Source organism: Methylobacterium sp. 37f, from assembly GCF_023093475.1.
Taxonomy (GTDB): domain Bacteria; phylum Pseudomonadota; class Alphaproteobacteria; order Rhizobiales; family Beijerinckiaceae; genus Methylobacterium.
On sequence record NZ_JAGHKN010000001.1, the window covers coordinates 45,472 to 58,575 of the forward strand.

The 13,104-nt window shown below is 69.9% G+C and carries 14 protein-coding genes; 11 read left to right on the forward strand and 3 right to left on the reverse strand.

The features are described 5' to 3' along the window. The first annotated feature begins 110 nt into the window (after window positions 1-110). From J7U37_RS00200 to lysA, 4 genes are all read left to right on the forward strand, one after another. Entirely contained in the window at window positions 111-854 is a 744-nt protein-coding gene (locus J7U37_RS00200) for a hypothetical protein (protein ID WP_247634451.1), read from the forward strand. A gap of 228 nt (window positions 855-1,082) precedes the next feature. Next, window positions 1,083-1,382 (forward strand): hypothetical protein, encoded by a 300-nt coding sequence (locus J7U37_RS00205; RefSeq protein ID WP_056190176.1) that lies wholly within the window; start codon window positions 1,083-1,085, stop codon window positions 1,380-1,382. A 102-nt stretch (window positions 1,383-1,484) separates the two neighbouring features. Beyond that, a complete protein-coding gene (locus tag J7U37_RS00210; protein WP_056190178.1) occupies window positions 1,485-1,838 on the forward strand; it encodes a hypothetical protein in 354 nt (117 codons plus the stop codon). Between the two features lie 110 nt (window positions 1,839-1,948). Continuing rightward, entirely contained in the window at window positions 1,949-3,226 is a 1,278-nt protein-coding gene (gene lysA, locus J7U37_RS00215; protein ID WP_247634452.1) for a diaminopimelate decarboxylase, read from the forward strand. 3 nt (window positions 3,227-3,229) lie between these two features. Here lysA and J7U37_RS00220 read toward each other — a convergent pair whose 3' ends face one another. Beyond that, window positions 3,230-3,757, reverse strand: a complete 528-nt coding sequence (locus tag J7U37_RS00220; RefSeq protein ID WP_247634453.1) for a DUF533 domain-containing protein — start codon at window positions 3,755-3,757, stop codon at window positions 3,230-3,232. 203 nt (window positions 3,758-3,960) lie between these two features. On the opposite strand from J7U37_RS00220, the gene J7U37_RS00225 reads away from it, so the two are divergent. The 7 genes from J7U37_RS00225 (at window position 3,961) to J7U37_RS00255 (ending at window position 11,615) form a co-directional block, all read left to right on the forward strand. Further along, on the forward strand, window positions 3,961-6,618 hold the full coding sequence (locus J7U37_RS00225; protein WP_247634454.1) for a TIGR02302 family protein: 2,658 nt from the start codon (window positions 3,961-3,963) through the stop codon (window positions 6,616-6,618). Between the two features lie 152 nt (window positions 6,619-6,770). Continuing rightward, on the forward strand, window positions 6,771-6,956 hold the full coding sequence (locus J7U37_RS00230; RefSeq protein ID WP_056190414.1) for a twin transmembrane helix small protein: 186 nt from the start codon (window positions 6,771-6,773) through the stop codon (window positions 6,954-6,956). A 175-nt stretch (window positions 6,957-7,131) separates the two neighbouring features. After that, window positions 7,132-7,752 carry an acyloxyacyl hydrolase gene (locus J7U37_RS00235; RefSeq protein WP_247634455.1) on the forward strand — a complete coding sequence of 207 codons (621 nt, stop codon included), beginning with the start codon at window positions 7,132-7,134 and terminating at the stop codon, window positions 7,750-7,752. A gap of 207 nt (window positions 7,753-7,959) precedes the next feature. Continuing rightward, window positions 7,960-8,532, forward strand: a complete 573-nt coding sequence (locus J7U37_RS00240; protein WP_056190187.1) for a cob(I)yrinic acid a,c-diamide adenosyltransferase — start codon at window positions 7,960-7,962, stop codon at window positions 8,530-8,532. A gap of 213 nt (window positions 8,533-8,745) precedes the next feature. Next, window positions 8,746-9,495 (forward strand): electron transfer flavoprotein subunit beta/FixA family protein, encoded by a 750-nt coding sequence (locus tag J7U37_RS00245; RefSeq protein WP_247634456.1) that lies wholly within the window; start codon window positions 8,746-8,748, stop codon window positions 9,493-9,495. Between the two features lie 99 nt (window positions 9,496-9,594). Continuing rightward, the gene (locus J7U37_RS00250; protein ID WP_247634457.1) at window positions 9,595-10,542 is read left to right on the forward strand and encodes an FAD-binding protein; all 948 of its coding nucleotides are present in this window, start codon (window positions 9,595-9,597) and stop codon (window positions 10,540-10,542) included. Window positions 10,543-10,733: 191 nt separating this feature from the next. Next, window positions 10,734-11,615 carry a 3-hydroxybutyryl-CoA dehydrogenase gene (locus tag J7U37_RS00255; RefSeq protein ID WP_056190193.1) on the forward strand — a complete coding sequence of 294 codons (882 nt, stop codon included), beginning with the start codon at window positions 10,734-10,736 and terminating at the stop codon, window positions 11,613-11,615. Window positions 11,616-11,644: 29 nt separating this feature from the next. Here J7U37_RS00255 and J7U37_RS00260 read toward each other — a convergent pair whose 3' ends face one another. Then, entirely contained in the window at window positions 11,645-11,947 is a 303-nt protein-coding gene (locus J7U37_RS00260) for a hypothetical protein (protein ID WP_247634458.1), read from the reverse strand. A 131-nt stretch (window positions 11,948-12,078) separates the two neighbouring features. Then, complete coding sequence (locus tag J7U37_RS00265; RefSeq protein ID WP_247634459.1) at window positions 12,079-13,089, reverse strand: NAD(P)H-quinone oxidoreductase; 1,011 nt, start codon at window positions 13,087-13,089, stop codon at window positions 12,079-12,081. Between the last annotated feature and the right edge of the window lie 15 nt (window positions 13,090-13,104).

Genomic DNA, 13,104 nt, shown 5'->3' on the forward strand with positions numbered 1-13,104 from the left:
AGCCTTGCCCATCCCGGGAAGAAATGAGCTAAACAGGCGTCCCAGGGGCGACGGTGCCGGGCGCATCGGGCGCCGTTCCCGTCCACGGCGTCTTGGGTGAGCGTTACCGCGTGATCGAAACCGTGATGATCTTCGCGCTCGGCTTCCTCGCCGCCAGCCTGTGCGCGCTGCTGCTGCTGCCCGCCGTGAACGCGCGGGCCGCTCGCCTGTCCGAGCGCCGCCTGCAGGCACGCCTGCCCCTCTCGATCACCGAAGTGGCGGCCGAGAAGGATTCCCTGCGGGCGCAATTCGCCGTCGCCCAGCGCCGCCTGGAGCGGAAGGTCGAGGCGGTGGCCGCCCATCGCCACGCCGACCTCGCCGCCATCGGGGCACGGACGATGGAGGCCGCCGCCCTGACCCGGACGGTGGAGGCGCGCGACGCCACCCTCAGCGAGCGCGAAGCGGTGATCGCGGCGACGCGGGCGACCTTGAACGCGGTCGAGCGCGATCTCGAAACGGCCCGCCAGGACACCGCCCTCGGCATCGCCACGCTGCAGGTGCTGGAGGAGGCCCACCGGGACGTCCTCGACGACCTCATCGCCCTCCGCTCCGGGCCGGTCCAGCCGGGCGGCGCGACCGACACCGCCGATGCGGGCAGGGATGTCACGGATCTCACCGCCGCGCTGGTGGCCGAGCGCGAAACCCTGCGGGCCAGCCTCGCGGCGGCCGAAAAAGCCCTCGCCGAGGTGATGGCCCGCCGCGACGGCGAGGCTGCCGACCTCCGGCGCCGGATCTCGGACGTGGCCGACGGCCTGATGCAGCGCGAGCGCCTGTCGCCGGCCTCGGCCTTCTCGCTCCCGGCCCAGACCAACTGAGGGTTCGGCCACGAACCCGGATCAACCGACGGATCGGCCGCCAAACCCATGCGGCGGCCTGAGGCGTCGTCATGTGCGCCGGAAAACGTGGCGGCCGTTGCGCGGACCGGAAATCGCGGCGTAGAAAGCCGCCTGACCACGCGGCGACCACCCGCGCGCCTTGTTTCGACCATGTCGGCGCTTCATCGGATCGCCCATTCCCTGTTTTTGAGACGGACTGCGCCCATCATGGCCCTTAAGCTCACGTCGCTTGCCCTCGTCCTCGCCGGAACGGCCTCCATCCTGGCCGCGCCGGCCCTCGCTCAGCCGGCCGCCCAGCCGCAGGGGGCCGCGGCACCCCAGACCAAGCGGGGCAACGAGACCCTGAAGAAGTACTGCACCGGCGACTACCTGACCTATTGCGGCAATCTCGCCACCGACGATCCGGCCCTGGACAAGTGCTTCCAGACCAACTGGACCAAGCTGTCCGAGAATTGCCGTCGCGCCATCGACGTCTACCAGAAGACCGACGGCAAGAAGAAGGGCTGAGCCTCGTCGAACGCCAAGCGGGACAGCGTCGCCGTCGTGCTCGCCTCGCGATGCCGCAACGGCTATGCTGTCCGCCACCGCGTTTCGGATCGCCAAGCGTTGATGTTCCTCCCCGCCCGCCATCTGCCGACGATCGCCCTGGTCGGTCTCATCGCGCTCGGCGCCTCGGCCTGCGGCCGTCGCGGCGCGCTCGAGCCGCCGCCGGGCACCGAGGCCGCGCGCTCGTTCGCCCGCCCGGGTCTGCCCGGCGTCGCGAGCCCCCGCGCCCTGCCGCAGAGCGTCGGCCTCGGTGGCGGTACTGCGGCGCCGGATCCGGAGGCCGTGCGGGCGGGCGACGAACTCGACACCCTGGCGGTGCCGGGCTCCGGGGCTGAGGCACCGGTGAAGACGACCCGCGGCGCCAAACGCGGCTACGTCGTTCCCAACCGGCCTTTCCTGCTCGATCCACTGCTGTAGAAGCGGGTCACCAAGCTCCTCCTCCTCCCCCTCCCCCGTGCGGAGCGGCGCGCCTCGCGGTGCGCCGTGCCCGGACGATGATCCCGGTCGGGACGCTCGCAGGCAGGCCGATGCACCACTTCCACTATCGCGATGGCCGTCTTCGGGCCGAGGATGTCGATCTGACCGCCCTCGCCGAGGAGGTCGGGACGCCGTTCTACTGCTATTCGACCGCCACGCTAGAGCGTCACTACGGCGTCTTCGCCGAAGCGTTCGGGGGCGACGACGCCCTGGTGTGCTACGCCATGAAGGCGAACTCCAATCAGGCCGTGCTGACGACCTTGGCGCGCCTCGGCGCCGGTATGGACATCGTGTCCGAGGGCGAGTTGCGCCGGGCGCTGGCGGCCGGCGTCGATCCGCAGCACATCGTGTTCTCCGGCGTCGGCAAGACCCGCGGCGAGATGGCCGCCGCCCTCAAGGCCGGCATCTACTGCTTCAACGTCGAGAGCGAGCCCGAACTGGCCGAACTCTCCGCCGTGGCCACCAGCCTCGGTCTGACCGCGCCGATCTCGATCCGGGTCAACCCCGATGTCGATGCCGGCACCCATGCCAAGATCTCGACCGGCAAGTCCGAGAACAAGTTCGGCATTCCGTTGAGCCGGGCCCGGACGGTCTATGCCCATGCGGCGTCGCTGCCTGGCCTCGCCATCTCCGGCGTCGACATGCATATCGGCAGCCAGATCACCGATCTGGCGCCCTTCGACCATGCCGCCGGCCTGCTCGCGGGGCTTGCGCGCGACCTGATGGCCGAGGGCCATCCGCTCCACCACATCGATTTCGGCGGCGGTCTCGGCATTCCCTACCGCGACGACAACGCCCCGCCGCCGGAGCCGGCCGCGCTCTCCGCCATCCTGCGCCCGCATTTCGCGCCGCTCGGCCTGCGCCCGGTGTTCGAGATCGGCCGGATGATCGCCGGCAATGCCGGGATCCTGGTCACGCGGGTGATCTATGTGAAGCGCACCGAGGGTCGGACCTTCGTCATCGTCGACGCGGCGATGAACGACCTCATCCGCCCCACCCTCTACGACGCCTATCATGGCCTGCGCCCGGTCACGGAGCCGACACCCGAGACGCCCCGCCTCGTCGCCGACGTGGTCGGACCGGTCTGCGAGAGCGGCGACTACGTGGCGCTCGCCCGCGAGATGCCGGAGGTCGCCCCCGGCGACCTGATCGCCATCATGAGCGCCGGGGCCTATGGGGCGGTCCAGGCCGGCACCTACAATTCGCGCCTGCTGGTGCCGGAGGTGCTGGTGCGGGGCGCCGACGCGGCGGTGGTGCGGCCGCGCCAGAGCTACGAGGACCTGATCGGCCTCGACCGGATGCCCGACTGGCTCACCCCGCAGGCCTGACCGTCACGCCGCCAGTTCGCCCTCGATGCGGCTGACCGCCTCTTCGGGGACATCCAGGGTCTCGGCGAGACGCTTCAGGAACTCGCGCTCCTGCAGGGTGTCGGCCAGCACCGAGAGACGGACGGCGGCGTAGATCCGCGCCGCCTGTTCCGGCGTCTCCACGGCGTCCCCGATCTCGTCGAGATCGACCGGGTCGGCGATCTCGGCTTCCAGCCACGCCGCTCCGTCGGTGGCCAGGCCCGAGGCCTGCACCGCCGCGTCGAGACGTTGACGCTCGTCCTTGTCGATCAGGCCGTCCGCCAGGGTGGCGGCCACCATCGCCCGCAGCATGATACGAGCCTCGTCCTCGCCCACCGTAGGGGCCGAAGCGTCGGCGGCGGGAGCCGCTGCCGCCTCCGGCGCGCCCGGCCCCCGCAGGGCCCGCGCCGCGAGACCCGCCACCAGGGCAAGGCCCCCGAGGGCCGCCGTCGCCGCGAGGCTGCCGCGCCGCGAGCGGACCAGAGCATCGACGAGGGGTTTGACATCGACCATGGCGGGCATCCTTCCGGCGTTCTGAAAATCGTGGCAGCAACCCGCGAGAGGCACGACCGGTTCAGATCGATCCCTCGAACGACCAGACCGCTTTCGACAGGACCCCTCCCCTGGGCTGATTTGACCCCGCCGCACGGCGCCTCCACCATGCTAGCCTGATCGGCAGGCGTGCCGCCGATGCGGCGCGCGAGGAGCCAGACACGATGGGCGAGGCCGAGCCGGCGACCTCCACGGGCAATCCGCAGGCACAGGCGACCGGCGGTGCCGGGCCGCAGCAGCGGCTCGACCGCCTCGTCGCGCGGTCGCAGGTGGCCGGGCTGTGGGAACGGGCCTGGCCGATCCTGTGGCGCGGTTTCGGCGTTGGGCTCGCCTTCCTGACCCTGTCGTGGCTCGGGCTCTGGCTCGACCTGCCGCCATTCGGCCGCATCGTCGGCCTCGCCCTGTTCGCACTGGCGCTGGGGGCCGTGCTCCTGCCGCTCGCGCGTCTGCGGCCCGGCACCCGCCGGGAGGCGCTGGCGCGGATCGACCGCGAGGCTGCCGCCAAGGGTGGCGCGCTGGCTCATCATCCCGCCGCGGCGATCGACGACACCCTGGCGGTCGGAACCTCCGACCCGGCCACCCGCGCCCTCTGGGCCCTGCATCAGGCCCGCGCCGTCGCCGCCGTGGCAGGCCTGAAGGCCGGCCCGCCGCGACCCGCCATGGCGCGGCGCGACCCCTTCGCACTGCGGGCCGGCCTGATGGTCGCCGCGGTGGCGAGCCTGTTCGTGGCCGGCGCCGAGTGGCGCCCGCGCATCCTCGGGGCCTTCGACTGGCAGGCGCCCACGGCGCCTGGGCCGAACTTCCGGGTCGACGGCTGGATCGACCCGCCGCTCTACACCCGGCTGCCGCCCCTGGTGGTGACCATGACCGGCGACCGGCAGCGTCTGCGCGCGCCGGTCAATTCCACCCTGATCGTCCGCATCGCCGGCCTGGGCGAAGCCGTGCTGACGCCCAATGCCGGCTTGAAGGCGCTGCCCGGCAAGCCCCCGCAGGCGGACCTGCGCGAGGACCGCTTCCAGCTTACCGGCGAGACGGCCGATCTCACCATCGCGACGGTCGGCGGCCCGACCCAGCACCTCGTGATCGAGACCATCCCGGACACCCCGCCCGAGGTGCAGCGCATCGGTGCGCTGGACGTGAATGCGCGCGGGACCTTCAACCTGACCTACCGGGCCAAGGACGATTACGGCATCGCCGCCGCCGAGGGCCTGGTCGAGCCCCTCGCCAACACCCGCTCCCTGGTGCCGCCGCCGCGGATCGCCCTGGCGCTGCCGGCGGATGCGACCGGCGAGCACGACACCAAGACCCTGGTCGATCTCACCGACAATCCCTGGTCGGGCGCTCGCGTCCGCCTGACCCTGGTGGTCAAGGACGAAGCCGGCCAGGAGGGGCGCACCCCCACCGCCGAGATCACCCTGCCGGCCCGGATCTTCGCGCAGCCCCTCGCCCGCGCGCTGGCCGAGGAGCGCCGCCGCCTGATCACGGCGCCGGACGAGAGCCGCGGGCGGGTCCAGACCGCCCTCGATGCGCTCCAGATCGCTCCGGACCGGTTCACGCCTCAGCCCAGCGTTTTCCTCGGGCTGAAGACCGCGTCCCGCCGCCTGCGGGCCGCCCGCAACGACGAGGCCCTGATGGAGGTGGCCGACCTTCTGTGGGAGATGGCCCTGAAGATCGAGGACGGCGACCTTTCCGACGCCGAGAAGAGCCTGCGCGCGGCACAGGACAACCTCAAGCAGGCGATCGAGCGCAATGCGCCCGACGAAGAGATCAAGAAGCTTACCGAAGATCTCAAGCAGGCCCTCGACAAGTTCATGAAGAACATGGCCGAGCGTCAGCGCAAGGATTCCCAATCCCAGGCCGAGAAGCGCCCGCCCAATCCGAACGCCAAGACCGTGACGCCGGACGACCTCAACAAGATGCTCAGCGACATGGCCGAGGCCATGAAGCGCGGCGATACGGCGGAGGCGCAGCGGCTGCTCGATCAGCTTCGTGAGATCCTGGAAAATCTCCAGACGGCCGAGCCGGGCGGCAAGTCCGACCCCAGCAGCCGCGAGATGAGCAAGCAGGCCGACGAACTCGACAAGCTGTCGCGCGAGCAGCAGGCCCTGCGCGACGAGACCTTCAAGGACGGCCAGGACAGGCGCAGTCAGCAGGGGCAGGGCCAGCGCGGCCAGCGTCCGCAGCCGGGTCAGCAGGGCCAGCGGCAGGAGGGACAGAAGGGTCAGCCTGGCCAAGGCCAGCAGGGCCAGCAGGGTCAAGGCCAGCAGGGCCAGCAGGGGCAGGGCCAGCAGGGCCAAAAGGGCGAGGGCCAGAAGGGTGGCGCCGGACAGCGCCAGCAGGCCCTGCGCGAGCGCCTTGAAGACCTCCAGCGCCGCATGAAGGACCTCGGCATGCAGGGCGAGGACGGCCTGTCGGATGCCGAGGAGGCCATGCGCGAGGCCGAGGGCGCTCTCGGCCAGGGCAAGGACGGCGATGCCGCGGACGCCCAGGGTCGGGCTCTCGAAGGCCTGCAGCGGGGCGCCGAGGGCATGCAGAAGCAGATGCAGGAGATGGCGGAAGGGGAAGGCGAGGGTAAAGGCGAGGGCGAGGGCGGCGAGAAGCCGAGCCAGCAGGGCCAGGCCGGCAATCGCGACGACGATCCCCTCGGTCGCCCCAGCAAGGGCCGCGACATGACCAGCGGCAATGCCCGCGTGCCGACGGCGGACGAATCCGCCGTGCAGCGCACCCGCCGCATCATGGAGGAGCTGCGCCGCAAGCTCGGCGACCCGAGCCGCCCGCGCGAGGAACTCGATTATTTCGAGCGTCTGCTGCGCCGTAACTGACCCGGCGCCCCGAATTCGGGGCGCCTTCCCCGCCGGGCATCTGTGCCCCCTGGGCTGCGCCAACGGCGCGGCCCATATGGGGGCCCAGCCCCGAACCGACCCGAACCGACCCGAACCGAACCGACCCGACAGACGCGAGACCTGACCCCGTGATCTCTTCCAACTCTCTCGTGCTCCTCGCCTGTGTGGCGGTGGCGGTGGTGCTGTTCCTCGGCCTCCTCAACATGATGCGCGGCGGCAGCGCGAACGTGTCGCAGAAGCTGATGCGCCTGCGCGTGCTGCTGCAGTTCCTGGCGATCATCCTCATCATGGGCGTGGTCTGGTGGCGCTCGGCCTGAAGCGGTTCCGCGTCCCGGCGATTCTGCCCGGCGCGTAATCCCCGTCGCGTCCGGGAAGCCGGGGGTGTGGCTGGTGAGCCTCACCGCACAGCTATCGGCGATCCGCTCGTCGTGGAGCCTGCCGCCCGCGCGATCGCGCGTGCTAGACAGGACCGGTTCAACCGGAACCGTCTTGATGCATTCCCACTCGTTCCGCCTCGCTGCCGCTGCCGCCGTGCTCGCCACGGCCCTGCCGGTCCAGGCCGCAGACTTCCCGTCCGCGCCGCCGCCGGCCGCCGTCTATCTCAGCCCGGTGAAGCCGCTTAGCATCGTCTCCGAGGTCCGCATCGGCGGGGCCGTGCAGGACCCCGGCAGCGCCGAGCACAACACCAGCAACATCAACGGCGAGATCCTGTTCTCCAAGCCGCTCGTCAGCATCGATCCGTTCTGGCAGGCCTTCGTGCCCCGGGCGACGGTGGGCGGCAGCTACAATTTCGGCGGCCGCACCAGCTACGCCTATATCGGCGCGACCTGGACCGTCGACCTCTTCCCCCAGACCCTGAACAACATGGTCTTCCTCGAGGGCTTCTTCGGCGCCGGCGCCCATAACGGCTACACCGGACCGAAGCCGACCGCCCCGGCTGGCTTCAACACGCTGGGCTGCAACCCGCTGTTCCGCGAGGCGGCCGCCCTCGGCTTCCGGCTTACCGAGCACTGGAGCATCATGGCCACGGTCGAGCACATGTCGAATGCCGGCCTTTGCGCCAACAATCGCGGCCTGACCAATTTTGGCGGCAAGATCGGCTACACCTTCTGAGCGGCCGCATGGTCTGATCCGACAGTCCCTTCGGACTTGCCGGGGCCGGTTTCGCGAGAGCGGGGCCGGCCCTCTGCGTTTGCGGGGGTCTGCGGCGGGCTCCTTCGCGCCCGCGCAATCTCCCGCGCGCCGGCATAGACTCCCCGGCGCCGGATTCTGCGCTAGGTTCCGCCCCACCGCCAGGCTCGCTCAGGATCGGACGTCATCGTGGTCACGCTCAATCGCATCTACACCCGCACCGGCGACAAGGGATCGACCGCGCTCGCCAGCGGCGAGCGTCGCTCGAAGGCGGACCTGCGCATCGAGACCTACGGCACCGTGGACGAGACCAATTCGTGCATCGGTCTCGCGCGGCTGCATGCGGAGCCGCGCCTCGACGCCATGCTGGGCGCCATCCAGAACGACCTGTTCGATCTCGGCGCCGACCTCGCGACGCCGGAGAGCGCCGAGCCGCCCCAATACGAGCCGTTGCGGATCGTCGCCGCCCAGGTGCAGCGGGTGGAGCGCGACATCGACGCCCTCAACGCCGACCTGTCACCCCTAAAGTCCTTCGTGCTGCCCGGCGGGTCGGCCGCCTCCGCCGCCCTGCACCTGGCCCGCACCGTCTGCCGTCGGGCCGAGCGTCTGGCTGTGGCGCTCGCCGCCACCGAGGGCGAGATCGTCTCGGCCGAAGCGCTGCAATACCTCAACCGGCTCTCGGATTTCCTGTTCGTGGCAAGCCGCACCGCGAACGCCAACGGGGCCGACGACGTGCTCTGGGTTCCGGGACAGAACCGCTGACCGCACGCGGCCGCAGCTGGGAGCACGGCCCCCGTGCCCTGCGCAGCAGGCGCTCGCGCGCGCGGAGCCTTGCGTTGACAAGGCGGAAATGAGGCCGTTACGGTCCGCCGCTTCAATGATCAGGGTCCAGACCTTCGGTTGTGCCGGGGGGTCTTTGCGCGCCGCGCCGACCTGATCGAACAATAACCGTCCGCGCGGAGGAGAGTGAACGCCATGAAGGTTCTGGTGCCCGTCAAGCGGGTCGTCGACTACAACGTGAAGATCCGGGTCAAGGCCGACGGTTCGGGCGTGGACCTCGCCAACGTCAAGATGTCGATGAATCCCTTCGATGAGATCGCCGTCGAAGAGGCGATCCGTCTGAAGGAGAAGGGCAAGGTCACCGAGATCGTCGCCGTCTCCATCGGCCCGCAGCAGGCGCAGGAGACGCTTCGCACCGCACTCGCCATGGGCGCGGACCGGGCCATCCTGGTGAAGACCGACGGTCTCGTCGAGCCCCTCGCCGTCGCCAAGATCCTGAAGGCCCTGGTGGAGAAGGAGGCCCCCGGCCTCGTCATCCTGGGCAAGCAGGCGATCGACGACGATTCGAACCAGACCGGCCAGATGCTGGCCGCGCTCCTCGACTGGCCGCAGGGCACCTTCGCCTTCAAGCTCGAATTCGGCGAGGGCTCGATTGACGTCACCCGCGAGATCGACGGCGGATTGCAGACCGTGTCGCTGACGCTGCCCGCCATCGTCACCACCGACCTGCGCCTGAACGAGCCGCGCTACGCCTCGCTCCCCAACATCATGAAGGCCAAGAAGAAGCCGCTGGAGGAGTTGGTGCCCGACGCGCTCGGCGTCGACGTGACGCCGCGCGTCACCGTGCTCAAGACGGTCGAGCCCGCCGGGCGCAAGGCCGGCATCAAGGTCGGGTCCCCGGCCGAACTCGTGCAGAAGCTGAAGGGCGAGGCCGGGGTTCTCTGAGCCCGACGCCACCCATCGGTTTCACGGCCCGCCGCAGGTTTGCGGCGGGCGATCGGGGTCCGGGACCCTCCCGCTGATCGATTTCGAGGTTCGCACACCATGGCCACCCTTCTTCTCATCGAGCACGACAACGGCGCCGTCCGCGACGCGAGCCTCAAGGCTCTGACGGCCGCGACCGCCCTCGGCGCTCCCGTGCATGCCCTCGTGGCCGGGGCCGGCAGCCGCCCGGCCGCCGAGGCCGCCGCTAAGCTCGACGGAGTCGAGACGGTGCTGCTGGCCGAGGACGCCACCTACGACCACCTCCTCGCCGAGCCCACCGCCGCGCTGCTCGTCGCCCTGGCAGAGCGCTACGACGTGATCGTCGCCGCGGCCTCCACCACCGGCAAGAACGTACTCCCGCGCGTGGCCGCGCTCCTCGACGTGGCGCAGATCTCCGACATCATCAGCGTCGTCTCGCCCGACACCTTCGAGCGTCCGATCTATGCCGGCAACGCGATCCAGACCGTCCAGGCCGGCGCCGGCAAGAAGGTGATCACCGTTCGCATGGCGGCGTTCAAGCCGGCCGGCGAAGGCGGCGCGGCCGCCGCGATCGAGCCGGTCCAGGCCGCCGCCTCGTCGGGCAAGTCGAGCTTCAAGGGCGAGGAGATCGCCAAGTCCGACCGTCCGGAACTGGCCGCGGCCAAGATCATCGTCTCCGGCGGCCGTTCGCTCGGCTCGTCCGACAAGTTCAAGGAGCTGATCGAGCCTCTGGCCGACAGCCTCGGAGCCGCGGTCGGCGCCTCCCGCGCCGCCGTCGATGCGGGCTATGCCCCGAACGATTGGCAGGTGGGCCAGACCGGCAAGGTGGTGGCGCCCGATCTCTACGTCGCCGTGGGCATCTCCGGTGCGATCCAGCATCTGGCCGGCATGAAGGACTCCAAGGTCATCGTCGCCATCAACAAGGATGAGGACGCTCCGATCTTCCAGGTGGCCGATTACGGCCTCGTCGGCGACCTGTTCCAGATCGTGCCCGAGCTGCAGGCCGAGATCGCCAAGGCCAAGGGCTGAGACGAACGCCCGAGACGGCCGGTCTGCGCTGTTCACACCGGCCGTCCCGGGCGAAGGGTGGTCGCGCGAGGTGGAATTGCTCTAGGACGCTGCCGCCGCAGGACGTTATAAGCGACACGGTCGTTCCGGGCGGCCGGGCGGGGGGCCCGGTCGGCGACGAGGGGACGCCCTCAGGGGTGCGAGTGCAGACGATGGGCATCGATATCAGGACGGTCGGCATCATCGGCGCCGGGCAGATGGGCAGCGGCATCGCCCATGTGTGCGCGATGGCCGGCCTGGACGTCCGCCTGAACGACCGGGACCCGGCGCGCATTCACAACGGCCTCGCCACGGTCGACGGCAATCTCGCCCGTCAGGTCGCCAAGGGCACCATCGCGGACGAGCAGCGCCGGACAGCCGTCTCCCGCATCGTCGCAGCGGAGACCTTCGACGATCTGGCGCCCTGCGACCTCGTGATCGAGGCCGCGACCGAGGACGAAGCGACCAAGCGCCAGATTTTCAGCGCGCTCTGCGCCTCACTGAGGCCGGACGCCCTGATCGCGACGAACACCTCGTCGATCTCGATCACCCGGCTGGCGGCATCGACCGATCGGCCGGAGCGCTTCATCGGCATCCACTTCATGAACCCGGTGCCGGTGATGCAGCTCGTGGAGCTGATCCGCGGCATCGCCACGGAAGACCCGACCTACGAATCGGCCAAGGCCTTCATCGCCAAGCTCGGCAAGATCTCGACGATGTCGGAGGATTTCCCGGCCTTCATCGTGAACCGCATCCTGCTGCCGATGATCAACGAGGCGATCTATACGCTGTACGAGGGTGTCGGGTCGGTCGAGTCCATCGATACGGCGATGCGGCTCGGCGCCAACCACCCGATGGGTCCGCTGCAGCTCGCCGACTTCATCGGCCTCGATACCTGCCTGTCGGTGATGCAGGTGCTGTACGAGGGACTTGCCGATTCGAAGTATCGGCCCTGCCCGCTTCTCGTGAAATATGTCGAAGCCGGCTGGCTCGGACGCAAATCCAAGCGCGGCTTCTACGATTATCGCGGTGAAACGCCCGTGCCGACCCGCTGAGGCGGACCGGCACGGACGGGAATCTCGTCCTACTGCTTGTTGCCGTTGGCCGCGGGCTGGGCCGGAGCCGGGTAGGCCGGGTTCGAGGCCGGCACCGAACCGGTATTCGCCGACGACGTCGCGTTCGAATCACCCTTCACCGAGCCCGTCACTTCCTGGCGGGAAGCATCTTGGCTCTGCGAGGCGTAGTCCTTCGGCGAATTCGCGCCCTGCCACGTCATCAGGCCGGTGATCGCGATCGCGAGCAGCACCAGGCTGGCGACGAGGACGTAGAGCACCGGCTTGCCGCGCTTGCCCTGCCGGGCTTCCTGGCCGTGTAGATTGTCTGCCATGCGATCCTCGCTTGAACGGCCCTGAAGACCGCTGTTTCGACCCGAGCGTCGATTCCGCGGAACCGGGCTCGTGATTGTTGCTCGGGTCTGAAACGCGAGGGTCGAGAGCGGAGTTCCCGTCTAGGTCCGGCTCAGCGGCCGGTCACCAGCATGATCTTGCCGAGATGGGCGCTGGATTCCATCAGCTCATGGGCCTTTCGTGCCTCTTCCAACGGGAAGGTGGCGTGGATCACGGGCCGGATCGTGCCGGATTCCAGCAGCGGCCAGACATCCCGGGCGAGGCCTTCGGCGATCGCCGCCTTCTCGGGCTTGGGCCGGGCGCGCAGGGTGGCGCCCGTGAAGGTCAGGCGCTTCATCATGATGGGCGTCATGCTGAAGGCATCGACCTTGTAGCCCTGCATGAAGGCGATCTGCACCAGACGCCCCTCGATCGCGAGGGCCGAGAGGTTCTTGGCGAGGTAGGGCGCCCCGACCATGTCGAGGATGACGTCGACCCCGTTGCCGTCGGTGAGCCGCTTCACCTCCTCGACGAAATCGGCCTCGCGGTAGTTGATCGCGGCCTCGGCGCCGAGCTTGACGCAGAAGTCGCATTTCTCGGCCGACCCGGCGGTGGCGAAGACGCGGGCGCCGTGATGCTTGGCGATCTGGATCGCGGTCGAGCCGATGCCGCTCGATCCGCCATGGACCAGGAAGGCCTCGCCGGCCTTCAGGCGACCGCGCTCGATCACCGTGCTGTAGACGGTGAAGTAGTTCTCCGGCAGGCCGCCGGCCTCGACGAGGCTGAGCGATGTCGGCTTCGGCAGGCATTGCCCGATTTCGGCCACCGCGAACTCGGCATAGCCGCCGCTGATCACCAGGGCGCAGACTTCGTCGCCGAGCGCGAAGCCCGTCGCGCCTTCGCCGAGGCCGACGATGCGACCGGCGACTTCGAGGCCGGGAATCTCGGTGGCGCCCTTCGGCGGCGGATACTTGCCCTCGCGCTGCTGGATGTCCGGCCGGTTGATGCCGGCGGCCACGACCTCGATCAGCACCTGACCGGGGCCGGGCTGCGGCAGCGGCACCGCCTCGAGGGTGAGCACGTCCGGCCCGCCGGCTGCGGCGTAGCGGATCTGACGCATGGTCTCGGGCAGGCTGGCGGTCATCGCAGGGTGTCTCCA